Source organism: Leptolyngbya sp. GGD, assembly GCF_026735145.1.
Taxonomy (GTDB): Bacteria; Cyanobacteriota; Cyanobacteriia; order Leptolyngbyales; family Leptolyngbyaceae; genus Leptolyngbya; species Leptolyngbya boryana.
Window position 1 is genome coordinate 548,202 of sequence record NZ_JAPQKE010000004.1, and the last position, 24,053, is coordinate 572,254.

16 protein-coding genes are annotated in these 24,053 nt (G+C 48.5%); 12 read left to right on the forward strand and 4 right to left on the reverse strand.

What is annotated here, in order from left to right:
• Positions 1–361 precede the first annotated feature (361 nt).
• Positions 362–6,880 carry a P-loop NTPase fold protein gene (locus OU814_RS21815; RefSeq protein WP_268242070.1) on the reverse strand — a complete coding sequence of 2,173 codons (6,519 nt, stop codon included), beginning with the start codon at positions 6,878–6,880 and terminating at the stop codon, positions 362–364.
• 161 nt (positions 6,881–7,041) lie between these two features.
• Complete coding sequence (locus tag OU814_RS21820; RefSeq protein WP_268242071.1) at positions 7,042–7,533, reverse strand: nuclear transport factor 2 family protein; 492 nt, start codon at positions 7,531–7,533, stop codon at positions 7,042–7,044.
• Between the two features lie 200 nt (positions 7,534–7,733).
• Here OU814_RS21820 and OU814_RS21825 point away from each other — a divergent pair, with 200 nt between their 5' ends.
• The 12 genes from OU814_RS21825 to OU814_RS21880 all read left to right on the forward strand — a co-directional run bounded on the left by OU814_RS21825 (position 7,734) and on the right by OU814_RS21880 (position 22,620).
• Positions 7,734–9,608 (forward strand): Mu transposase C-terminal domain-containing protein, encoded by a 1,875-nt coding sequence (locus OU814_RS21825; RefSeq protein ID WP_268242072.1) that lies wholly within the window; start codon positions 7,734–7,736, stop codon positions 9,606–9,608.
• A 3-nt stretch (positions 9,609–9,611) separates the two neighbouring features.
• Positions 9,612–10,460 (forward strand): AAA family ATPase, encoded by an 849-nt coding sequence (locus tag OU814_RS21830; protein WP_268242073.1) that lies wholly within the window; start codon positions 9,612–9,614, stop codon positions 10,458–10,460.
• Between the two features lie 49 nt (positions 10,461–10,509).
• Positions 10,510–11,040 carry a TniQ family protein gene (locus OU814_RS21835; RefSeq protein WP_268242074.1) on the forward strand — a complete coding sequence of 177 codons (531 nt, stop codon included), beginning with the start codon at positions 10,510–10,512 and terminating at the stop codon, positions 11,038–11,040.
• Positions 11,041–11,300: 260 nt separating this feature from the next.
• Positions 11,301–13,337 carry a hypothetical protein gene (locus OU814_RS21840; RefSeq protein ID WP_268242075.1) on the forward strand — a complete coding sequence of 679 codons (2,037 nt, stop codon included), beginning with the start codon at positions 11,301–11,303 and terminating at the stop codon, positions 13,335–13,337.
• 174 nt (positions 13,338–13,511) lie between these two features.
• Complete coding sequence (locus tag OU814_RS21845; RefSeq protein ID WP_268242076.1) at positions 13,512–15,101, forward strand: class I SAM-dependent DNA methyltransferase; 1,590 nt, start codon at positions 13,512–13,514, stop codon at positions 15,099–15,101.
• Between the two features lie 4 nt (positions 15,102–15,105).
• Positions 15,106–15,417, forward strand: a complete 312-nt coding sequence (locus tag OU814_RS21850; protein WP_268242077.1) for a nucleotidyltransferase family protein — start codon at positions 15,106–15,108, stop codon at positions 15,415–15,417.
• Complete coding sequence (locus tag OU814_RS21855) at positions 15,414–15,755, forward strand: HepT-like ribonuclease domain-containing protein (protein WP_268242078.1); 342 nt, start codon at positions 15,414–15,416, stop codon at positions 15,753–15,755. Before OU814_RS21850 ends, OU814_RS21855 begins: the two co-directional genes overlap by 4 nt.
• A 98-nt stretch (positions 15,756–15,853) precedes the next feature.
• Positions 15,854–17,185, forward strand: coding sequence for a restriction endonuclease subunit S (locus OU814_RS21860; protein ID WP_268242079.1), 1,332 nt, complete (start codon positions 15,854–15,856; stop codon positions 17,183–17,185).
• On the forward strand, positions 17,185–17,640 hold the full coding sequence (locus OU814_RS21865) for a DUF6978 family protein (RefSeq protein ID WP_268242080.1): 456 nt from the start codon (positions 17,185–17,187) through the stop codon (positions 17,638–17,640). The genes OU814_RS21860 and OU814_RS21865 overlap by 1 nt, the downstream gene beginning before the upstream one ends.
• A gap of 71 nt (positions 17,641–17,711) precedes the next feature.
• On the forward strand, positions 17,712–18,413 hold the full coding sequence (locus OU814_RS21870; protein WP_268242081.1) for a DUF1828 domain-containing protein: 702 nt from the start codon (positions 17,712–17,714) through the stop codon (positions 18,411–18,413).
• A gap of 152 nt (positions 18,414–18,565) precedes the next feature.
• The gene (locus OU814_RS21875; protein WP_268242082.1) at positions 18,566–21,700 is read left to right on the forward strand and encodes a type I restriction endonuclease subunit R; all 3,135 of its coding nucleotides are present in this window, start codon (positions 18,566–18,568) and stop codon (positions 21,698–21,700) included.
• Positions 21,700–22,620, forward strand: a complete 921-nt coding sequence (locus tag OU814_RS21880) for a restriction endonuclease (protein ID WP_268242083.1) — start codon at positions 21,700–21,702, stop codon at positions 22,618–22,620. Before OU814_RS21875 ends, OU814_RS21880 begins: the two co-directional genes overlap by 1 nt.
• A 3-nt stretch (positions 22,621–22,623) precedes the next feature.
• On the opposite strand, the gene OU814_RS21885 is transcribed toward OU814_RS21880, so the two are convergent.
• Both OU814_RS21885 and OU814_RS21890 read right to left on the reverse strand, forming a co-directional pair.
• Entirely contained in the window at positions 22,624–23,283 is a 660-nt protein-coding gene (locus OU814_RS21885; RefSeq protein ID WP_268242084.1) for a PD-(D/E)XK nuclease family protein, read from the reverse strand.
• A gap of 136 nt (positions 23,284–23,419) precedes the next feature.
• Positions 23,420–23,752 (reverse strand): hypothetical protein, encoded by a 333-nt coding sequence (locus OU814_RS21890; RefSeq protein ID WP_268242085.1) that lies wholly within the window; start codon positions 23,750–23,752, stop codon positions 23,420–23,422.
• Positions 23,753–24,053 lie beyond the last annotated feature (301 nt).

Genomic DNA, 24,053 nt, shown 5'->3' on the forward strand with positions numbered 1-24,053 from the left:
CCCAAGCTTGATCGCTGGTGTACGTTCGCACATTAAATGTCGCGAGCGCAACATCAAGTTCGCGATAAGTAACAAAGCTGAAACTCTCTCTCTTTAAAGAGCCTGGATATCTTCGGAGGGAAAAGCGACATTTGAATTCTTTCGCAGATTGAGTGTCGGAAAACTACTTTCGCAAATTAAGCGTCGATTTTTCTCAAAAAAATCCTTCGCAAATTACACGTCGTTTTTCTTGTCGAGTAGATGGGGAGCATGAAGGAGTTGCCTCTGAACATTGGAGATATAACCTCAGACCTTTATCGATGTTCTACTTTGCTAATCGAGAGGTATGGTTTAGTTGATGGCAAGTTTTGGCTATGGAGAATTACTCGATCGTTGGGTCTTCTGGATCGGGATCAGGAATTGTTGATTCTAATAGTGTGTCATCAACTTTAGCGCCACTGAAGCGGTAATCTTCGGGGTTCTCGCCAATTTCTCCGACAAATGAGAAGGAGCGGATCAGATTGAAGATTTCGTAGGTCATGGCATCTAAGGTAAGGGTATGAGGCAGAATCTCAGTATGCAAGGCATCGTGTTGGAGTTTATCGAATTCGCGTTGCAGGTAACGATCGCCCTCCGGTAGCCGATAGGTTTTGAAGAAGTCGTACAAAGGACTTGTTAGGTGGAGGGTTGGTGATGCCTGCTTAACTTGCTCACGGGTCGGCTGTTTTGCTGGTTTAAGAGTACGCTGCTCCTCAAAGCAGGATTGGATGTCGTCAAAGATGCCGCGCATGAGATTGGGGTAGCGACCAGAAAGGGCTAATAGCGCCAAGATAGCTTGCTGTACCTGGGGCGTGAGTTTGGTACCACGGGTGCGACAGACGATTTTGAACAGTTTATAGACGTTGGTTAGGCGTTTAATAGTGCGCGGAGAAAGGTCTACCTGTCGGCAGCAAGCCAGCAGCATGTCGAATTCTCGACGGCTAAATTCGCTGAATTTGGCTGCGCCTGTGGCACTGTCTTGAATGACGACCTGGGAACGTAGATAGTTTTCTAGGGTGTTTGCCATGATTGGACGCACCCGATAGGGCAGTTGGATAATTTTTTCCAGATAGTCTGTTCCAGAGGGACGACCGCGCCGGGAGAGAACACCTTCATAGAATTTTTCGAGGGCGCGAGTAATATATCGTTCATCGATCGCTAGCACAGCAATAAAAAGCGGGGTTTTGACCAAAAGTTGAACGGCTTCGAGGACTTGAACTACCCGATCAGGTGGGCAGCGATCGAGGTCATCGATATAGACGACGACACGAGCGGGTCCTCTAGGAAAAACCTGCTTGAGAAAGTCAATTTTTGATTGAAAGCTTTCGTCATACTGGCTTGGTGGCAAGAGTTTGTTGCTCAGGTCAGCGAGATCTTGCTTGACCTGCTGCATTAGACCGAGGCGATTTTTGTAGGTACCCTGTTCCAAACGATCGCTCACAAACTCTGACAGAGAAGCATATTGGTTCACTGGAACAGACTGTTTTTGTTCCTGATATTCCTTTTCCAATGCCTGCACTTCTCGTTCCAATTGCTGTAGGCGGGGGTTGGATTCAAGGCTATCTTTTACGCTTCGTTCGTAGGTTGCTTCAATATCTTTGTTCCGATTCTCTACGGATTTTTGGTATTCCTGTAATGCAAGGCGCGTTTCTTCAAACCATTTCTGCCCACTTCGCAGAAGATTTTGTAGAATTACGGCACCCGGCAATAGGGGCGCAATTAGGGTAGCGAGTTTAGCAGTTAGATTAGGAATCTGTTGATCTGCACTGGTGTAAAGATTAAGTCCAAGGGTAGTCAGTAAGACTAATGGCACGACGAAAAGTAGGACGAAAAGCAGAACTAACAGCCAATTGCTTTTGAGCCATTTCCAGTTACGCTGCCAATCAAGCCACTTTTGTTTCTTTTCAATCACGTTCGTTGCAACGTTAAAGATATCAAATCTGGTTTCTGATACCTCTCTCAACAAGCGGTTTACTTCTTCCTGTTTTGTGCTAATCTCCTCTTTTGCATCCGTTACTTGCTTGCTTGGGATTAGCTGATCTTTTGTCTTAACAGCATCCACTTGATTTGTGGCTGTTTTTTCCGATGTCTGATTATCGATTTTTTTATCAGATGAAGTTGATTTTTCAGCAGGTTTAGTTAATGCTTCAAGCTCTTCTTTTGCCTTTTCTAAAGCTGCAAGCTTCTCTTCTAATTGATGCCATAACCCACCCGCTTGCTGACTCCCCACAGATGAAGACTTGAAGAGTTGATCAGAAATTGCTGTATTTAAATTTTTGAATGCTGTTTGCCCAACGCGCCGTCTTAGGAGAATGAAAGATGTTCCCAGAAGAGCATCAACTCGCTGAAACGATTGGTTCTTGCTGAGATTAAAAATGGGTTCAAACTCTTGCCGAATTTGGAGCCGTAACTGGGATTTTAGCTCTTCCAGTTCTCGTTTCTTCGTTTTTAGGGCTGCTTCGGTCGCTTCCAAATTATGAATAGCAGTCGTTTGGGACTCCTTGAACTTCTCCCACAGAATTCCTGTACGGCTTTCCCTTTGCTTATCCAGTAACAGGTTCAAAGTTTCCTTGTCCTTCAACACTTGCCTCAGAAACCATGTTCGTTCATCATCATTGCTCTTGTAGAGAACTGACCAAATCGTGCTTTCAATCCGCTGACGTTGAGTCGCATCTTCAATCTGCTGAAGCACTTCGGTAATTTGTGTCTCTAGGGTGAGTTGCCGATCGAGTTCAAAGAAAATCGTCTGCATTAGACTTGCCCACAGGTCAGACTTGGCAAACGTCCAGGCATCGAATTTGATTTGGTAAACGTGACCTACATAGGGGGAGAGTTTCTGGTGGTTGGGGTTTTCGTTCCATGCTTCGACCTCAAGGTCAACCTGATGGCTGCGAATTTCGGTCATCCGAGCTTGCATCAGGTGCATGATGTAAGATTTGCCACCACCCCAGCCACCGAGAATCCCGACGGACATGGGCGGCTCCAAATCCCGCATCAGCAAGAGATTCGATAGGGCGTTGATTTCATCTTTGAGGTCGAGGAGGTCTCTGTCTTGAGCGGCATCGTTGCGGAGTGTTCCCCCTTGTAGAGCGTCGCGATAGCCTCGGGCGAGAAGATAGAGGGCACGATCGTAGAGTTCTCTAGAAACAAAGCGACCTAAGGACAACTCACGGTTAACCTCGCGATTAATCCGCATGGGTAGATGGGGAGTAAGGGCAACTAGGATATCGCGACGCTCAATTTTGATCGAAAAGGCTTCTTCATCAGTAGCAGTTTCAGGCTGTTGATTAATGTGAAGTTCTTCAGCACACTTGATAATTCTGGGTAGCAGCTCTGGCATATCGATCGCCAGGGTACTGAGTTGCTCAATCCTGTGAACTCGGGAATTTAACTTCTCGGCATCGTTAAGGGCTGCATTGAAAATGTCGGATTCAGGAAACTTTCGGGCTAGAGCGACACGGGCACTGACTTGATAGTAATGATCGCTGATATCACCGATCACGTTGATCGTTTCAATTCGCTTCCAATATTTAAGGCTTGGGATTAGTCGCTGCAAATATTGGGCTTGCAGATACGGATTCTGAGTCAGTTCTCCGATCTCGCGTAACGCTTTTGTTTGCAATCCACGAACTCTGGAACCCGCAGGATGTCGAGCAATTTCTATTAGGGCTTCAGCTTGGTAATATCGTCCCTGAATTGTTTCGAGAGCATCAACAATACTTTGGATATCAGTGGTATCGGAGCTATTTATTAAAGCTAGTCGAATTTTGATTTTGAGTAGGTTGCGATAGTCATCACCCTGATAGCTCTCAAGAAATTCCTTTGTTCGCTCTGGAAAGTGAGGTGCTAGAGCGATAAGCACCTCAGCTTGATAGCCTGGATCTTTAAGCTGACTGACAACTACAAAAAACGATACTTCTGTAGTCTCTGAAGTGTTTTTGAGAATTAGGGCTAATTGACCAAAGATGTTGGAGACAGCGCTTTCGTAGGAAAAATCATCTCGTTTAGTAGAGCCAAGGTTAGTCGTCGCTTGAATCAGCCTATTGCAGTAAGTGGTGTAAAAGTCTGTTTTATTCGATTGTGATGAGGTTTGTTCGGCTTGAGCGACGAGTGCGATCGCTAACGAATGCAATACCCTAGCTTGAAGTTGTGGCAATGGTAAGGTTTCGATTAGTGCCAATACTGCATCGAATTCGATTTCTGAAGAAGGAATCAGGGCTTCCAGGACTGAAGTACGATAATCAGGATTTTGGATTGCGTTTTCAATCAGTCTGATGACCTCTAGAAACTGCACTGAGGGGAGATAAGGAGCCAGATTGCTCAGGATTTCAGCACGAAAGCGATCGTCACTAACTTGAGACTTAATTAGCTCAAGCACAGTGGGAAACCGACCAGGAGAAAGTCGTGGAATCAGGGCACTGAGAAATTGGGTTTTGTCTTCATCACTAGACAGGTACTGAACTACGTCCAGAGCAACTGAATGTTTGTTAGCAGGTATGAGTAGAACAAAGTCTTCGATAAAACGACTGGCGAGAGGTGCAAGAGACTTAGCCGCTTCCGATAAATTTAATGTAGTCTCCAAAAAAGACTTTAAAGAGGTTGAGGGGATAAGTTGCAAAATCGCACTTATGGCTTGAGCTTTGTGGTCTGGATGCTCAATCGATTGAGCCATTGTCAAGGCTTGTTGTAGGACTTCCTTTTGCTGGGATTCTGGCAGTCGCGGGGCGATCGCACTTATGGCTCGGGCTTTTAAATCTGGATCCTCAAGTGATTGAGCGACCGTTAGAGCTTGTTGTAGGAGGTCAGTCGCTGATTCTGGCAGTTGGGGTGCAATCGCACTTATGGCTCGGGCTTTTAAATCTGGATCCTCAAGTGATTGAGCGACCGTTAGAGCTTGTTGTAGGAGGTCAGTCGCTGATTCTGGCAGTTGGGGTGCGATCGCACTTATAGCTTGAGCTTTGTGGTCTGGATGCTCAATCGATTGAGCCATTGTCAAGGCTTGTTGTAGGACTTCCTTTTGCTGGGATTCTGGCAGTTGGGGTGCAATTGAAATTATCACTCGGGCTTTGTGGTTCGGATCCTCAAGTGATTGAGCGACCGTTAGGGCTTGTTGTAGGAGGTCAGTCGCTGATTCTGGCAGTTGGGGTGCAATCGCACTTATAGCTTGGGCTTTGTCAAATGAATTCTCAAGCGATTGAGTTATGGTGAGCGCTTGTTGTAGGAGGTCAGTCGCTGATTCTGGCAGTTGGGGTGCGATCGCACTCAAGGTAGGAGCTTTGAAGTAGGACTCCTCAAGCGATTGAGTTATGGCGAGCGCTTGTTGTAGAACCTCCTTTTGCTGAGATTCTGGTAGTCGGGATGCGATTTCAATTAAGACAAAGGCTTTGCAGACTGAATCTTCAATCGACTGAGTCACCGTCAGGGCTTGTTGTAGGACTTCTTTTTTCTGAAATTCTGGCAGTTGGGGTGCAATTGAAATTATCGCTCGGGCTTTGTGGTTCGGATCCTCAATCGATTGAGCGACCGTTAGGGCTTGTTGTAGGAGGTCAGTCGCTGATTCCGGTAGTTGGAGTGCGATCGCACTTATAGCTTGAGCTTTGTGGTCTGGATCCTCAATCGATTGAGCGACCGTTAGGGCTTGTTGTAGGACTTCCTTTTGCTGGGACTCCGGTAGTTGGAGTGCGATCGCACTTATAGCTTGAGCTTTGTGGTCTGGATCCTCAATCGATTGAGCGACCGTTAGGGCTTGTTGTAGGACTTCCTTTTGCTGGGACTCTGGTAGTTGGAGTGCGATCGCACTTATAGCTTGGGCTTTGTTGGATAAATTCTTAATCGATTGAGCGACCGTTAGGGCTTGTTGTAGGAGGTCAGTCGCTGATTCTGGCAGTTGGGGTGCAATCGCACTTATAGCTTGGGCTTTGTCGGATAAATTCTTGAGCGATTGGGTTATAGCGAGCGCTTGTTGTAGGACCTCCTTTTGCTGGGATTCTGGAAGTCGCGGGGCGATTGCACTTATAGCTTGGGCTTTGATGCCTGAATCCTCCAGCGATTGAGCTATAGCGAGCGCTTGTTGTAGGAGGTCAGTCGCTGATTCCGGCAGTCGCGGGGCGATCTCATTTATAGCTCGCGTTTTGAAGCAGGACTCCTCAAGCGATTGAGCCATTGTCAGGGCTTGTTGTAGGACTTCCTTTTGCTGGGACTCCGGTAGTCGCGGGGCGATTGCACTTATCGCTCGGGCTTTTAACTCTGGATCCTCAATCGATTGAGCGACCGTTAGGGCTTGTTGTAGGAGGTCAGTCGCTGATTCTGGCAATTGCGGGGCGACCGCAATTAAGACAAGAGCTTTGAAGTAGGACTCCTCAAGTGATTGAGCCGCCAGTAGGGCTTGTTGTAGGAGGTCAGTCGCTGATTCCGGCAGTTGGGGTGCGATCGCACTTATAGCTTGAGCTTTGTCAAATGAATTCTCAAGCGATTGAGCCATTGTCAGGGCTTGCTGTAAGACTTCCTTTTGCTGGGATTCTGGCAGTTGGGGTGCGATCGCACTTATAGCTTGAGCTTTGTCAGATGAATCCTCAAGCGATTGAGCCATTGTCAGGGCTTGTTGTAAGACTTCCTTTTGCTGGAATTCTGGCAGTTGGGGTGCGATCGCACTTATAGCTTGAGCTTTGTCAGATGAATCCTCAAGCGATTGAGCCACCAGCAGAGCTTGTTGCAGCACATCTAGAGGAGAAGGCAGTAATTCAGAAGCCAACTCAACCAATGCTTCTATCTTCTCAAGGGAATCAGTAATACGGTTGATTTCGGCTAAACGCTCGTCCACCCAAGGTTGTGAACTCACTTCCGCCATCTTTTCTTCATCCATCCTTATGCTGCCCTTGTTAAGAAATATCCAAAGGAAAAAATCAGATTGACCATAACAGGTTGAGAGCGATTGCTTATCCTCAAATTCTGCTAATCGTGTGGCAATTTTTATCAGTGACAAGTTCAATTTACAGCGAGACACTCCTTAGCCTGTCACTACCTCTAGTAGCCATACTCCTGACTAAATTTGTTCAACTTCTCCGTTGCCTTTTTTTGCACTGTCGATCGCAACAAGGGTGTAAACGCCAGTAGGGCTACAGGCAGCCCAAACGCCATCCTTGCAAACTCAAAGGCAGAGATTTGGTCGAAGCGATCAGTTTGGGTCACAATCTTGCCATCGCTTACCGTAAACGTTGCTCTAATCCAATAATCCACAGGTCGTAGTGCCTCACCATACAAATAAACCACGCGGTACCGAGCAATGACTCGATCTCCTTCTACGCTGATAACTTCAAACTCTGGCACTTTAACTGGGTCTGGTCTAGAAGTATAGGGAATACAAAACCAATGCCACATCGCCTTTACCGCATTGTCTTGAATTTGGAAGGCAAAGTCAGAAAACTCAGCAGCATCAGCCAGATAAGCCTGCATCCCCTTAAAGTCATGCTGTTGATAGCACCCGAGAAAGCCACGAACGGTCTTTTCACCCGACATCTTGTATCCCCAAAAAGCTATCTCATCTTACTGAGCAAAAGCTATATCAGAAGGAAAAAGTAGCACTGCTTATCTTTTTAGCTCCTAATTGTAAAGCTCTGTTTACCCCACACTCGCAAATTTCACGTCGCATCACCTAGCCCTTCTGAGAAGAGAGTGATATATTTTTACTACTTACACTACAAATATGGCAATCTCCCATGGACGAAAGCCACGTTTCCGGCTTAGATGCTGATTTGCAAGACTTCGATACGGTTCTGTTGAGCGATCGCGCCTTCGACACAGACCCATCTGCAATCCTGATCGAGTCATCAGATCTCCACAAACTAAAGTTTCGGCTCATCCAGTGGCTAGCAGAATCACCCATTCGAAAAGTGAAGACGGAGCGTAAACAAGCGATCGCTAAAACTCTGGGCATCTCGACGCGCCAGGTGGAACGGTTGCTGAATCAATATACCGAGGCTCGCTTACGCGAAACCGTTGGGATTGAGCGTTCTGATAAGGGACATCATCGAATCGATGAGTACTGGGTGAATTACATTCGGGAGTATTACGAGCAAAGCTTGAAGGATAAGAACCCGCCCAAACCTGCGGATGTGGTACGTGAAGTCCAGCGCCATGCTGTGATTGACCTGCGGCATGAAGAAGGCGATTGTCCCCATCCAGCCACCGTTTATCGAATTCTAAAGCCTTTGGTCGAACGTCATAAACGAAAACAAAAAATCCGCAATCCTGGGGCGGGCTCGTGGTTGGCAGTGGAGACGCGAGATGGGAAATTGCTGAGAGCAATTTTCAGCAATCAAATTCTTCAGTGTGACCACACCAAGCTCGACATTCGAATCGTGGATAAGGAGCACACGCTCCTAAACTGGCGACCGTGGCTGACTACGGTGGTTGACACCTTTTCTAGTTGCGTCATTGGTTACCATTTGTGGCACAAACAGCCGGGAGCGCATGAAGTGACGCTAACGCTCAGACATGCAATCTTGCCCAAGCAGTACCCACCCGAGTATGAACTTGAGCAAGTTTTGAATCAATCGAATATCTATGGCGCACCGCTCCAGTACTTCTTCACCGATGGCGGCAAGGATCTGAGTCGTTCCAAACTTATCCAATCCCTTGGGAAAAAGTTGGGATTTCAGTGTGAACTGCGCGATCGTCCGATTCAGGGGGGTATTGTCGAACGGCTCTTCGGCACGATCAATACCAAGGTTTTAGCTCTCCTGCCGGGCTACATCTCCAAGGAGGAGGGTGGGGCAGAACGGGCAGAAAAGGAAGCTTGTCTCACCCTTGAGGATCTCGACCTGATATTAGCTGTGTACTTCTTCCGCGACTATAATCATGAGCCTTATCCAAAAGACTCATGCGATACTCGGTTTGAACGCTGGTTGAAGGGCATGGGCAAGAAACTGCCTGAGCCATTGAATGAACGCGACTTAGACCTCTGCTTAATGAAAGCGGAGCAGCGTGTGGTGCAGGCGCACGGGTCTGTTTACTTTGAAAACCTGACTTACCGCTGTGAAGAGCTGAGAGCGTTGCAGGGCGAGTATGTGACTTTACGGTACGACCCTGACCACATTTTAACCTTGTATGCCTATCGCCAAGCACCGGGTGAGGATGAGACAGAAGAGTTTATTGGCTTTGCTCATGCTATCAACATGGACAGGCAAGATTTGAGCCTGGAGGAACTAAAACAACTGAACAAACTGCGAAGCAATGCCAAGCGAGAACACTCCAACTATGGTGGGCTCTTAGCCTTGGATCAACGGCAAAAACTTGCCGAGCAGCGCAAGCAGGAGAAAAAAGAGCGCCAACGCGCCGAGCAGAAAAAATTGCGCGGCAAAAGTAAGCAGAACTCAAAAATCGTTGAATTGCGGAAAGAACGGGCAGGCACAGCTGCCCCCAATAACGAATCGCTCGAACTGTTGCCAGAAAGGGTGACTTCTGAGCAGATGAAACCTCCGTCTCCCGTTTCTCCTTCACAACCTGTTGAACCTGCTGCTTCCACACCTTCGCCGGAAGAACGGCATTCAATCGTGATCTCTAAAAATCAATCATTGAGGAGGATTTGGTAGGACATGGCACAATCGCAGCTTGCAATTCAGGTTCCTGTGGAGGTTCTAGCGCCTCAAATTGACTTAACTGATGTACTTGTCAAAACGGCAGCGATTGAGGAACTCTTCCAGACGGCTTTTATTCCGACTGATCGTGCCTCACAATGTTTCTGCTGGCTAGACGAATTGCGATTGCTCAAACAGTGTGGTCGAGTCATTGGACCGAGAGAAGTTGGCAAGAGTCGGTCTTCCAGTCATTACCGAGAAGAGGATAGAAAACGGGTCTCCTATGTAAAAGCCTGGTCAAATTCCAGTTCTAAGCGGCTCTTTTCGCAAATCCTCAAGGATATCAACCATGCAGCTCCACGGGGAAAACGACAGGACTTGCGGTCTCGATTAGCTGGATGCCTTGAACTCTTCGGAATCGAGCTTCTGATGATTGACAATGCCGATAATCTGCAACGGGAAGCTTTAATTGACCTGAAGCAGCTGTATGAGGAATCAGGTGTTCCAATCGTTCTCATCGGTAGTCAAGACCTCGATAATAGCCTGCAAAATTTCGATTTGTTGACCTGCTTTCCTACCTTGTTTGAATTCGATCGACTGGACTATGAAGACTTCCAGAAAACACTGCGGACGATCGAGTATGACATTCTGGCGCTGCCGCAAGCTTCTAACTTGGCAGAAGGCACACTGTTTGAGATTTTGGCAACCAGTACTCAAGCTCATATGGGTAGTTTGATCAAGATTTTGACGAAGGCAGTATTGCATTCGCTCAAGAAAGGGCATGGCAAGGTGGACGAGGCAATTCTGCACAACATCGCCAACCGTTACGGCAACCCCTATATTCCGCCAGAGGCGAGAAGAAACTAGGAGTTGAGTGAGGACTGAAATAACCACTTTATTTAGGGAAGAATCTGTTATGCGCCAGCCTGACGAAGATGCACCTCGGCTGGGTTACGTAGAACCCTTGGAGCAGGAGAGTATCAGTCACTACCTAGGACGGTTGAGGTACTTCAAGGCGAATCATCTGCCTTCAGCTTATGCATTAGGGCAAGCGGCGGGGATTGGGGCAGTGACAGCCCGTTGGGAAAAGCTCTACTTCAATCCGTTTCCCATTGAAGAAGAGTTGGGCGCGATCGCTCGCCTCATCGGTTTAGATCCTTCGCGCTTCCAAGCGATGTTGCCTCACCGAGACATGACGTTGCAGTCTCGCCCCATCCGACTATGTGGAGCCTGTTACGCTGAAATACCCTGTCATCGGATGGTGTGGCAGTACAAGGATATCGTTGCAGTTTGCACACGTCACAACTTGCGCTTGTTGGAGCGATGCCCCAGTTGTAAGCGCCCCTTCCAGATTCCAGCAGTATGGACAGATGGGAAATGTCATCACTGTACGATGCGCTTTACAGCAATGGTCAAATATCAGGAGAGAGGTAAGAAAGATGGTTGAGCACAGCGATCGCATTCAGCTAGTGCTTCTCGCTGAATGCGGAGCAGATCAATTAGCGATTAAGTGAGACAAAACTGAAGGACAGTATCTAAGGAGTTCAACCAATTAGGGTTGAATGAGGCTGGTTAAAACACACATTCAGTTTGACATTTAGGCAGTGTCATGGGTGAAATTAGAACCCAATGTGCAGTGAAATTTAGTGCTTTCTCAATGGCAGATGGGCACTCTCTCCGAGGAACTGTCAATTCTGTCCCATAACTATGGTGCATCAATCGCCTAACACTTCGTTGAGTCTTGAACGTCGTCAATTTATCCAGCTTCTGCTTGCGGGTACGATCGGCATTTTGGGCAGGGACATGATCCTTCCCGAGGCTGCTCTTGCAGAGAACGCCCCTGCTAATTCAGAAATCTTAAAGACCGAACTCTATCACATTTTTATTGGGGACAAACTTGCCCAGAAGGGTGGGCAGCAAAAGGTAACGTTTAAGTCGGGTCAGACAGAGTCTCTTAAGATTCCAGCTGGCTGTAGTGAGGGAACCAAGTTAACTGTCAAACAGGCGGCTTTGAATGGACATAATGCCACCGTTGTTGTGCATACACTTTATGACTCATCAATCGACTTCGATACCGCAATCAGTGCTGCCCTGACATCCGCTTCTTTGAGGGCGGGAACTCGCGATCGTTGTCAGGCTGCGTACGCTCAAATCAAGGCAGGAAATTGGGTAACTGATACTCACGCCCAGGACATTCTAGATATTGTTGTGGGCGGCTCACCGGAACTTGGGAAAGATCCTAATGGTCAAGTCATCCGAGATCGCTATCGGATTGCCAGTCAAAATTCACGCTTAATTGCCCTACAAAACAAACTTGAAGCAACTGTCACAGCTTCAGACTTACCGGATGAGAAGAAGCTACGGGTGAAGGGAATTTATCAATATGTGCTGGCAAATGAACCGCTGCCCAGTCCTGATGATTTTGCTGATCTTACCGCAGTAGACGCGATCGTCCAAAACGCTCAACTGCCACTTGCCTTGAAACAGCGGTATGCAATCGCGAGTGCTCAGACCCGAGCCTTCACTGTAGATGAGGTGATTATGGCACTGATTCGGCGGAGCGATTATGTGGGAGAAGCTCAGCAGAAATATCTGACGGTGTATAACCAGGCGCGTTTAGGGCAAACCGTTGAGGATGAGTATACGCTTGGATCTCTAGATTCACTTGTCTATTTTTCGGACATTTCACCGGAATGCAAGACGATTTATCGGTTAGCTCGTAATCAGTTTTTTGAGAAAGACGAAGGTGCAGTTGAGGCGGATTTACAGAAGTATCTCAAGACTGGGAAGCAAGCAACGAAACTGGCGGCGAACTTTGTTCCGACATTAACGCAGGCGCTGGGTGCGACGGGAGTGACAGCGGGTACGGGAACTACAATCAGCTCGCTTACGGGAGCAGCAGCCACGAACGCAACATTGGCAGCCCTTGGTGGTGGTTCAGTGGCAGCAGGTGGACTGGGGATGCTAGGCGGATTAGCGGTTGCAACCGGGGGAGCGGCATTAGTCGGTGCAGCCGCACTGGTTTCGATTAGTTTGGTTGCAGATCTAGATGGCACTGAATTGAGGAATCTGGGAATTGCAGCTACAACGGGAACCGTTGCGAGTGCTGCTGTGGTTGGAGCGGCTTGGGCAGCGGTGAGTACCTTTGGTGCGGCAGGAAGTTTATCAGGTGCTGCTGCAATAAGTACTGCAATGGCAGCAATGGGCGGCATCGGTGTGATGACGGGTGGTGCAGCTTTAGTCGCGTTTGGTGTGGGATTAGGGGTTTGGCAGTTTCTCGAGAGCCAGGATGCGATGCCCAAAATGCTTCGTCAGACTGAACCGCTGCTGTACACCGTTATGGATCAGTCCGAGCATCCGCTCATTGCCACGTTGCAACAGTACCTAAGTGACTATCGGCAAGAATTTAACGAGGCTTATATTGCTCCAGAGATTCCACTAGATAAATTGGCGAATGTTCTGTTTGACTTTGCGCCTGTGGATCACGATGAAAGGATTCTTGCGATCGTGGATATGAGCCTGTGGGATAACGGCAAGGATGGCATTGCTTTTACCGATCGCGGCATCTGGTGGAAGCATTTGTTTGAGTCGAAGTCCGTGATGTATTCCGACCCAGAATATTTATTCAAGATCAAGCACTTGCCGGAGCCGATCTCCGAGAATGAAAGCCACCAGATTTACAATTTGGCGCTGAAGTTAGGGATGAATTCGGTCATGGCAGACTTGAAAACGCTGAAAGCCTGAATTAGCTTCAATGACACGCCGAAAACCTGATATTCTGCGCCTCAGCGTAGGACTGATTAGATTCGGCAATCTGTCAAAAGCGTTGAATTCGGCTTCGGGACGACTATAATCTCTCTGCTGGCTTCTACTGAACAAAGAGTCGAAGCCAGTCGATGAGCACCGTAGGCTGTGGGTATGGCAAGATCGCGAACTAAAGAAACGAACGGCAAAAACGGCAATGGCGCAAATCTAGGGTTTGAGCAAACGCTGTGGGCTGCGGCAGATAAGATGCGCGGTCACATGGATGCTGCCGAATATAAGCACGTCGCTCTGGGACTGATTTTTCTCAAGTACATTTCTGATGCCTTTCAGGAACTCTACGATGACCTGGAGAAGCGGCAGGATATAGATTACACCGATCCGGAAGACCGGGACGAGTATTTGGGGATGAATGTCTTTTGGGTGCCGAAGGAGGCGCGGTGGTCGCATATTCAGGCAAACGCGAAGCAACCGACGATCGGGAAGCTGATTGATGAAGCGATGCTGGCGATCGAGAAGGAAAACCCACGGCTCAAGGGCGTGTTGCCGACTCAGTATGCGCGACCGGATCTGGATAAGCAGCGTTTGGGAGAACTGATTGACCTGATCAGCAAGATTGGGTTGGGGGATGCTGCCAGTCGATCGAAGGATATTCTGGGGCGGGTGTATGAGTATTTCCTGGGGCAGTTTGCCGAGAAGGAAGGCAAGGGCGGGGGAGAATTCTATACGCCGCAAGCGGTGGTGAAGTTGCTGGTAGAGATGATTGAGCCGTACAAGGGGCGAATTTATGACCCCTGCTGCGGGTCGGGTGGGATGTTTGTGCAGTCGGAGAAGTTTGTCGAGGCGCATGGCGGACGCAAGGGCGATATTGCCATTTATGGGCAGGAGTCGAACCCGACAACGCGCCGTCTGTGTTTGATGAATCTAGCGATTCGGGGGATTGATGGCAATATTGGCGATCGACAAGCGGACAGTTTCACCAATGACCTGCACAAGGACTTGAAGGCAGACTACATCCTGGCAAATCCGCCGTTTAATATCAGTGATTGGTGGAATAATTCGCTCTCTGATGATGTGCGCTGGCAGTATGGCACGCCGCCGAAGGGGAACGCCAACTATGGTTGGGTGCAGCACATGATCCATCACCTCGCACCGAATGGAATTGCGGGGTTTGTGTTGGCGAATGGCTCGATGAGTTCTAACCAGTCGGGGGAAGGGGAAATTCGCAAGGCGATCGTGGAGGCGGATCTGGTGGATTGCATGATTGCCCTGCCGGGACAGTTGTTTTACACGACGCAGATTCCCGCGTGTTTGTGGTTTGTGACGCGCAATAAGAAGGGAGTTGTAGGGTCGAAGGGCTTTACCACTTTGCGCGATCGCCGGGGTGAGACGCTGTTTATTGATGCGCGGAAGTTGGGCTATCTGGTCGATCGCACCCATCGCGAGTTGACGGAGGAGGAGCTTGCTCGGATTGCAGCAACTTATCATGCATGGCGTGGGGAACCGGGAGCGGGTGAGTATGTAGATGTACCGGGGTTCTGTAAGAGTGCAACTCTGGAGAATATCCAGTCGCATGGATATGTGCTGACTCCAGGACGTTATGTGGGAGCGGAGGAAGTGGAGGATGACGATGAGCCGTTTGAGGAGAAGATGCAGCGGTTGACGCAGAAGTTGGAGGAGCAGTTTGCTGAAAGTGCCAAACTGGAAGCAGCGATTCGCCAAAACTTGAAAGCGTTGGGGATGTAGAGGCATGACGAGCAAGACAGGCTTAGGCATCAAGGAGCTACTGCACGATCGACGATCGCAGATTCTATCGATCGCTGCCAAGCATGGTGCTTACAATGTGCGGGTGTTTGGCTCAGTGGCACGGGAGGAAGCGACCGAAGAGAGCGATATTGATTTTTTGGTGGATTACGATTTGGAGAAAATCACGCCCTGGTTTCCAAGTGGGTTGTTGCTGGATTTAGAACGGCTTCTAAACCGCAAGGTGGATATTGCGACGGTGGATATGTTGAAGGAGCGGATTCGCGATCGCGTGCTACGTGAGGCTGTAGCGCTATGAGGCGTGAGGCGGAACGGCTGCAAGATATGTTGGATGCGATCAGTGCGATCGAGCGATATACCAGTCAGGGACGGCAGGCGTTTGATGAGCAAGAGTTGGTTCAGGTTTGGGTGGTGCATCATCTCCAGATCATCGGAGAAGCAGCTAATTCGTTATCGGCTGATTTGATGAATCAATATGCAGAGGTGCCGTGGGCGCAGATTGTGGCGTTTAGAAATATTGTGGTGCATGAGTATTTTCGGGTTTCGCTGAATTTGGTTTGGGCGATCGTGCAGAATAACTTGCCACCGTTGAAGGCGACAGTGGAAAGGATGGTTCAGGAGTTGGGGGAGGCGTGAGGAGTTGATGCAGAAGTTGATGCAGAAGTTAGAGGAGCAGTTTAAGAAATCAGTCCAATTGGAAAAAGAAATTCGTCTGAACCCGGGAAGATTAGGATATGGCATGTAAAAGCGATAACTGGTCAGTAACAACACTCAAGGATTGCGCTGATTGGTATTCTGGCGGAACTCCAAGCACCTCAGTTGCTGAGTATTGGAATGGAGATATTCCCTGGATTACAGCAAGCAGTTTGCATAATTTCTACGTCAAGGATTCTGAACGACGTGTTACGCCTTTAGGTGTTGCTAACGGTACTCGTTTAATGCCCAAAGGTACAATTCTGTTTGTAGTTCGAGGTATGAGTCTTAAAACAGAATTTCGTGTCGGTATCACTTGTCGTCCAATGGCGTTTGGGCAAGACTGTAAAGCACTGGTTGCGAAAAATGGTGTTGATCCACTTTTCCTGGCAAATGTTTTAAGAGCAAAGTCTGAGGAAATCTTGGGATTTGTAGATGAGGCGAGTCATGGCACTGGACGATTAGCGACTGATGCGATTCAAAAGCTAGAGATTCTACTGCCCCCACTTGATGAGCAGAAGGCGATCGCTCACATTCTCGGCACTCTCGACGACAAAATCGAACTCAATCAGCAGATGAACCAAACGCTGGAAGCGATCGCTCGTACCCTCTTCAAATCCTGGTTTATCGACTTCGATCCCGTCCGCGCCAAGATGGATGGACGACAACCCGCAGGTATGGATGCTGAAACTGCCGCTCTGTTTCCTGATGAGTTTGAGGATTCAGCGTCAGGTAGAATTCCCAAGAATTGGATCTATATTTCTCTATCTGAAATGACCGATAAAAATACTCCAATTACTTACGGAGTAGTAAAACCTGGTTCAACAGATGAGAATGGAGTTCTCTTTATTCGAGGCGGAGATATAGAAAATGGTCAAATTAAAATGGAACAACTAAGAACAATTACAAAAGATGTCTCTGAACAATACAAAAGAACAGTGTTGAGAGGTGGCGAAATCCTTATTTCTTTAGTAGGCAATCCTGGTCAATTTGCAGTAGTACCTGACTCTCTAAAAGGTTGTAATATTGCACGTCAGGTAGGACTAATTCGCCTTAAGGATAATCATGGAGTTCAATACATAAAACATTTTTTAGAGTCGCCAGTAGGACAAATTGAGCTTTTAGCACGTTCTCTCGGTTCAGTACAACAGGTTATTAATCTGAAAGACCTCAAAACTTTGAGGATTATAAACCCAGGCAATAAGCTAATTAAATGCTTTGAAGATACAGTTTCTCCTTTGTACAGGAAGGAGCAAATAAATCTTGAGCAGAATCGGACTTTATATGCAATTCGTGATGCTTTCCTGCCAAAACTTCTATCTGGCGAGATCCGCCTTAAAGATGCTGAAGAGGTTGTGGAGGCGGTTGTCTGATGCTACCACAGGACGAATTTGAGGAAATTATCAACGATGAGTCTAAACGGATTGAAAACGACATTTTGTGGGATGACGATGAAGACCATTCCCCAGCAGTCGAATTCCGGGCAGAAATTATCTCTGATGCTGGTTATCCTCTATTTGTCAAAGGTAGTTACAACCCGCTCACTGAAAAACTCACCTATGCTCTGATTCATCGTGGAGTTGGTAGAATCTACGCACTCGACCTAGGACAGGATCATCGAAATCCTGATGGACAGAGGGTTGGCGAAAAACACAAGCATCGATGGGATGAGAATGTCAAAGACAAAGCAGCCTATGTCCCAGCCGATATTACTGCTCCTGCGACTGAACCTGTCAACGTTTGGCAACAATTTTGCACTGAAGCTCGAATCGCTCATAATGGAGAAATGAAGTCTCCACCACCTACACAGTTAGACTTATTCTTCTAATGGTGAGTCCTTGCACAGAAATTGCTAACACGATTGGGGAGCTATACGAATGCTCTTCCATCAACGACTTTGTGCGGATTCGTACCCCTTACTTGTACCCAGATGGGGATATTATCGACCTTTATCTTCAAGAAAAGGCAGGACAGATAACTCTAACTGATTTGGGTGACACACTGCGCTGGTTGCGAATGCAAACCGTTACCCGCCAGAAAACTGAAAAACAAGAAGCCTTGATCCGCGATATTTGCCTGACTCTTGGCATAGAGCAATATCGGGGAATGCTTTTGCTCAGAGTCAAACAAAACGAACCATTGGCTTCAGCCATTACCAGGCTTGCTCAAGCTACTATTCGAGTTTCTGACCTTTGGTTTACTTTTAGAACAAGAGCATTCGAGTCTATTCAAGAAGAAGTTGCCGAGTTTTTGTTAGAACTTAAAATTCCTTTTACGCCCAATGAAAAAGTGCGAGGGCGTTCTGGGCGTACTCGAACCGTTGACTTCCATACTCGGCATCCTAGACAGAGTGCTTTTATAGAGGTACTCAGCACCGGAAGCCGTGCTGCCGCTAATGCGAAAGTAGACAGTATCTTTGCAACCTGGAGTGATATTAATTATCTAAAAGTAGGGCAAAATGACATCAAATTTGTTTCTCTATTTGATGACACTCTAGATATCTGGACTGCTGACAACTTTCAATTTTTAGAGCAAATTTCTGACGTTACTTATTGGTCAAGACCAGAGCAATTTGCAGAACTTGTTGCACCTAAAAGTTGAAGAATGCCATTTGCTCTGTGCGGCTATTCATTTGCTTGAAGGTCAGGTACTAAAAAATTTTACCTTCTGACATTTGATAAGGCGATCGCTTACAACCGTACTGGGAAACATGGGAACCCTTGTGGAAAGGAATAGACATACCAGAACGGCACATGAGCAAATTTACCGAATCAGACGTTGAAGAAGCTGCGCTCTATTACTTTGAGCAGTTAGGCTATACCGTTCTGGGCGGTTCTGATATTGCCCCTGGTGAACCCAGAGCAGAACGCAGCAGCTATGCTGATGTCGTGCTGGTGGATCGCCTCCACTCTGCCCTGATTCGGCTCAACCCTCAAGTCCCACCCGACGAAATCCAATCGGCAATTCAACAAGTCCTCCGCCCCGAAACTCAAAACCTCTACGACAACAACCAACGCTTCCATCGGCTCCTAACCGAAGGCGTTCCTGTTTCCTATCCTGGCGTAGATGGACGCACCCAACATGACCAGGTATGGCTGATCGACTGGGACAACCCCGACCAGAACGATTGGCTCGTCGTCAACCAGTTCACCGTCATCGAGAACCACAAAAACCATCGTCCCGATGTTGTGGTCTTTGTCAACGGACTCCCCCTCGCCGTCATCGAACTCAAAAACGCCACAGACGAAAACGCCGACATCGACAAAGCCTTCAACCAACTCCAAACCTACAAACGCAACATTCCCAGCCTCTTCACCACCAACGAAATCCTGCTCATCTCCGATGGTCGAGAAGCCCGTCTCGGTTCTCTCACCGCAGATCGCGATCGTTTCATGCCCTGGCGCACCATCGACGGAGCCAACCTTGCCCCCCAAGGAATGCCCGAACTCGAAGTGATGATTCGCGGTGTATTTGAGCCATCCCGTTTCCTCGATTTGATCCGCTACTTCGTCGTGTTTGAAGTCGAAGGCGAAACCCTGATCAAAAAGATGGCAGGCTACCACCAATACCACGCCGTCAACAAAGCCGTTGCTGAAACCGTCAAAGCCACCGCGCCAGAAGGCGATAAGAAGGTCGGCATCATCTGGCATACCCAAGGGTCAGGCAAAAGCCTGTCGATGGCATTCTATGCCGGAAAAATCATCCAGCATCCGGCAATGGCAAATCCGACCCTGGTTGTCCTCACCGATCGCAACGACCTCGACGATCAGCTTTTCACCACTTTCTCCAAATGCCACGAACTGCTCCGCCAAAAGCCCATCCAAGCAGCAGACCGTGCTGACCTCAAAGACAAACTCAATATCGCTTCCGGTGGCGTCGTCTTCACTACGATCCAGAAATTTGCCCCAGAAAAACCCGGTGGCGACTACGAAGTCATCTCCCCTCGCCGCAACATCGTCTTCATTGCCGACGAAGCTCACCGTTCTCAATACGGACTATCGGCACGAGTCGTCAAAACCAAAGACAAAGAAACCGGGGAAGAAGGAGCCTACACCGCCTATGGATATGCCAAATACCTGCGCGATGCCCTGCCCTACGCCTCATTCATCGGCTTTACCGGCACCCCGATCGAAGCCACCGACAAGAACACCAAACAAATCTTCGGCGACTACATCGACGTTTACGATATCCAACGGGCAGTAGACGACAAAGCCACCGTCAAAATCTTCTACGAAGCTCGCCTTGCCAAGATCAATCTAGAAGAGTCCGAAAAGCCCCACATCGACCCCGAATTTGAAGAGGTCACGGAAGGCGAGGAGCAATCTACCAAAGAAAAGCTCAAGTCCAAGTGGGCACAGCTTGAAGCAATGGTGGGTACCGAGAAGCGCTTGGCTCAAGTTGCCAACGACATCATCCACCACTTCGAGAACCGCCTCACCGCAATGGACGGCAAAGGCATGATTGTCTGTATGAGCCGCCGCATTTGCGTAGAACTCTACGACCAAATCATCCAACTTCGTCCCGACTGGCACAGTGACGACGACAAACAGGGCAGCCTCAAAGTCATCATGACCGGAAGCGCCTCTGATCCGGAGAAGTTCAGCCCCCACATCCGCTCCAAAAAAGCACGAGATGCGATCGCCAAACGTCTGCGTGACCCCAAAGACCCGCTCAAACTCGTGATTGTCCGGGATATGTGGCTCACCGGCTTTGATGCGCCCTGCCTCCACACGATGTACATCGATAAGCCGATGAAAGGGCACAACCTGATGCAAGCGATCGCGCGCGTCAATCGCGTCTTTGGCTCCAAACCTGGTGGCTTAGTTGTAGACTACCTCGGTATCGCCGAAGACCTAAAGAACGCCCTGAGAGACTACACCGAAGGCGATCGCGGCGAAACGGGCATTCCGATCGCAGAAGCCGTTGCCCTCATGCAAGAGAAGTACGAAATCGTCCAAGCAATGTTTCACGGCTACGACTACTCCCGCTTCTTCACCGGCACTCCACCAGAACGCCTCACTACCCTCTGCGAAGCCACCGACTGGATTCTGCGCCCGGAATCCCAAGACGACAAAGGCGTACAACGATACATCCAGGCTGTCACCGAACTCTCCAAAGCCTACGCCCTCTGTGCCACGGAAGAGGAAGCAATCTCCATCCGCGAAGAAGTAGGCTTCTTCCAGGCAATCAAAGCCACCCTCTCCAAACACACTGTTGAAGGCGGCAAAAGCAAAGCGGAACTGGATGCAGCCGTGCGCCAAATTGTCACCCGTGCTGTCGCCTCAGATCAGGTGATCGACATCTTCGCCACCGCCGGACTCGACAAACCGGAAATCTCCATCCTCTCGGATCAGTTCCTTGCCGAAGTCCGCGACCTACCCCAAAAAAACCTAGCCCTCGAAGTGTTACGAAAACTCCTCAATGATGAGATCCGAAGCCGATCTCGCCGCAATGTTGTGCAGTCTCGCCAATTCTCCGAGATGCTGGAGAGTACCATCAAACGCTATCAGAACCGCTCGATCGAATCCGCCCAAGTGATCCAAGAACTGATCGAACTTGCCAAAGAGATGCGGGAAGCCAGTAAACGCGGCGAAGATTTAGGCTTGTCTGAGGATGAACTGGCTTTCTACGATGCCTTAGAGGTGAATGATAGTGCTGTCCAGGTGTTAGGAGACGAGACCTTGAGAATTATTGCCCGTGAACTCGTTGAAGCAGTACGGCGCAACGTGACGATCGACTGGACCGAACGCGAAACTGTCCGAGCCAAACTCAGAACGATTGTCAAACGCCTCTTGCGTAAATACGGCTACCCACCGGATAAGCAAGAAAAAGCTACTCAAACCGTTATTCAACAAGCAGAAACCCTTTGTAAGGACTGGGCAGCATGATGGAACTTCCAACCTATGACCAGTTCATGTTGCCGCTACTCAAACTCGCTGCCGAAGATGGACAAATTCACGCGATCGCGACTCTGCGAGAAAAACTCATCCAACAATTCAGTCTCACCTCGGAACAACGTGCCGTAAAGCTCCCGAGCGGGCAACAATCGGTTTTGGACAATCGCGTCGGTTGGGCAAGCACCTATCTCCGCAAAGCGGGGTTACTCTCCCGCCCAAAACGCGGTTATGTTCAGATTACACAACGAGGCAGAGATATCCTGGCAGAGAACCCAGCTGCTATCAATAACCTCTACCTTCAACGCTTTGATGAGTTCCGTGAGTTCAAAAAACGGTCCACGGTTGAAGATCCCCTTTCCACAGCGCCAAACGATACCCCCACCTCAACCACCCCAGAAGAAACAATTAGTAAAGCCGTTGGCATACTCAATGCTGAACTTCGAGATGAACTGATTGATAAGGTCAAACAACTCACCCCTGAGCATTTCGAGGGACTAGTCTTGAAACTACTCCATGCGATGGGCTACGGCGGCAGCCTCAAAGATGTGGAGGGCGTTCCCCGAGGTCCTGATGGTGGGATTGATGGCACGATCAAGGAAGACAAACTAGGACTGGATGTGATTTACATTCAAGCCAAACGCTGGGAAAGCTCAGTTGGTCGAGAAAAAATTCAAGCCTTTCAAGGAGCTTTAGCAGGTGTCGGTGCGCGCAAGGGTGTTTTCATCACGACTTCCACCTACACTCAGCAAGCAATTACCTATGCCACCCAACTGCGAGACAGCAAAATTATCCTGATTGATGGGCAGAAATTAGCCCAACTGATGATCGAACATGATGTCGGTGTCAGTATCAAGGAAACGTTGCACATTAAGCGGATTGACGAAGACTTCTTCTCGAATGTCGATTTCTAGATGTCAGAAAAGGTCGTGGTTTTCTATACTCTGGTTGGGGGCATTCTCTATCCGCTCCGGACAATACCCAGATGAAATATCGCAGAAATGACATTCATGCAAGCTTGGAACCTTACGAGTTGGGGTCGGATTGCTGAGTGCTGCGATCGCAGCCCGAAATTGCGTTCTGAAGTCCTCATTCACCTGAGCCGCCTGAATTTCCACAACCTCATCTCTGTAAATCAATCGACCTTGCACGCAAAGTCCTTGGCAGGGAGCTAAGCTTACGGGAAGCAACAGCAAGTAAATCAGCATCTGATAGAGATCTGAGTTCTTCCGTTGCCCGGTCTTGCAATCTTCAACCCAAGCTTCGTCACCTTTCAGCGCCACGATATCTGGCTTCCCTGCAACTCTTACCAGATGATCCCTACCTAAGACTTCAAATCGGTTCTCTCCTTCAACATAGACGGTATAGCCTGCTGCTTCTAGAAGGTTTATGCGATCGTTCACTAAAGTCCGATGGCTAGCGTTCCATTTTGCAGAATCAAAATTTGTGGTGAGCTTTTCATACTTAAAGTGCGTCCGAAACCAGATTGACCAAACACACTGCGTTTCATCTGCCATTAATCGCGATAGCCAAGTGACCCAAATCGAGGGGATGGCTTTCTGTTCATAGATATTCACTGCTTATCATCCAAGTGGGTTGCATTTAGCAGCCAGCGATCGCGCCAAGGATTGCTATGTCGCAAACGTAGGCTACGTGTAAAAGTACACTTGAACTAAATAGGTTGACAAGAAAAGCTTGCCATATGGCAAGCTCCTATTTTTCCTGCCTTCGTCGCTGTTTCGTGTGATACATCTGTCGCAACTTCTGTAAGTATTCTGGTTCAGACTCGATTGTCACCCAAATGTGATGAGCGAGTGCCAGCTTCTGCTGATGCTTTTCACTCGGAAACCTGCGGTGCTCTCCCTGAGAAAACCAGTGATTAACCGTGGTTAATGAGCAGTCGCAGATGAACGCTAACTCCTCCCGTGAGACATCCCAAATCCGCAAAAACTCCTCAAGTTCCATCAATTCATCGTGCGCCCATTGCAGATAAAGCTGTAACGCACACCAGTGTGTATGAGAGGGGATCCGGGGAGCAAGTGCCATACTAATCAGATTGTCATCCTGACAATTTTTCGGTATGATACCTCTACAGAAAGCAGTACACAAGAACTATTTCTGAGCGCTTGACTTTTTTCAGCAACTTACTACGTGGAGTCGTGCGATCAATGAGCCTCAAAACGATTCACTGTCGCTTAATCGCTTCCGAGCCTGTACGCCGTCATCTTTGGCATCTCATGGTTAGCAGCAATACCCCGCTTGTGAACGACCTGCTCCAACGAGTCAGCCAACACCCAGATTTTGAAATCGTAATTGCTCAACCGAGTAGCCAATCGGTCTGTTGTGG

Excerpts from the sequence above, each read along its gene's own strand:
- OU814_RS21880 (WP_268242083.1), top strand. The coding sequence starts at position 21,700 with ATGGAACTTCCAACCTATGACCAGTTCATGTTGCCGCTACTCAAACTC.
- OU814_RS21855 (WP_268242078.1), top strand. The coding sequence starts at position 15,414 with ATGAGGCGTGAGGCGGAACGGCTGCAAGATATGTTGGATGCGATCAGT.
- OU814_RS21820 (WP_268242071.1), bottom strand. The coding sequence starts at position 7,533 with ATGTCGGGTGAAAAGACCGTTCGTGGCTTTCTCGGGTGCTATCAACAG.
- OU814_RS21845 (WP_268242076.1), top strand. The coding sequence starts at position 13,512 with ATGGCAAGATCGCGAACTAAAGAAACGAACGGCAAAAACGGCAATGGC.
- OU814_RS21850 (WP_268242077.1), top strand. The coding sequence starts at position 15,106 with ATGACGAGCAAGACAGGCTTAGGCATCAAGGAGCTACTGCACGATCGA.
- OU814_RS21860 (WP_268242079.1), top strand. The coding sequence starts at position 15,854 with ATGGCATGTAAAAGCGATAACTGGTCAGTAACAACACTCAAGGATTGC.
- OU814_RS21890 (WP_268242085.1), bottom strand. The coding sequence starts at position 23,752 with ATGGCACTTGCTCCCCGGATCCCCTCTCATACACACTGGTGTGCGTTA.
- OU814_RS21875 (WP_268242082.1), top strand. The coding sequence starts at position 18,566 with ATGAGCAAATTTACCGAATCAGACGTTGAAGAAGCTGCGCTCTATTAC.
- OU814_RS21865 (WP_268242080.1), top strand. The coding sequence starts at position 17,185 with ATGCTACCACAGGACGAATTTGAGGAAATTATCAACGATGAGTCTAAA.
- OU814_RS21815 (WP_268242070.1), bottom strand. The coding sequence starts at position 6,880 with ATGGATGAAGAAAAGATGGCGGAAGTGAGTTCACAACCTTGGGTGGAC.
- OU814_RS21825 (WP_268242072.1), top strand. The coding sequence starts at position 7,734 with ATGGACGAAAGCCACGTTTCCGGCTTAGATGCTGATTTGCAAGACTTC.
- OU814_RS21830 (WP_268242073.1), top strand. The coding sequence starts at position 9,612 with ATGGCACAATCGCAGCTTGCAATTCAGGTTCCTGTGGAGGTTCTAGCG.
- OU814_RS21835 (WP_268242074.1), top strand. The coding sequence starts at position 10,510 with ATGCGCCAGCCTGACGAAGATGCACCTCGGCTGGGTTACGTAGAACCC.
- OU814_RS21840 (WP_268242075.1), top strand. The coding sequence starts at position 11,301 with ATGGTGCATCAATCGCCTAACACTTCGTTGAGTCTTGAACGTCGTCAA.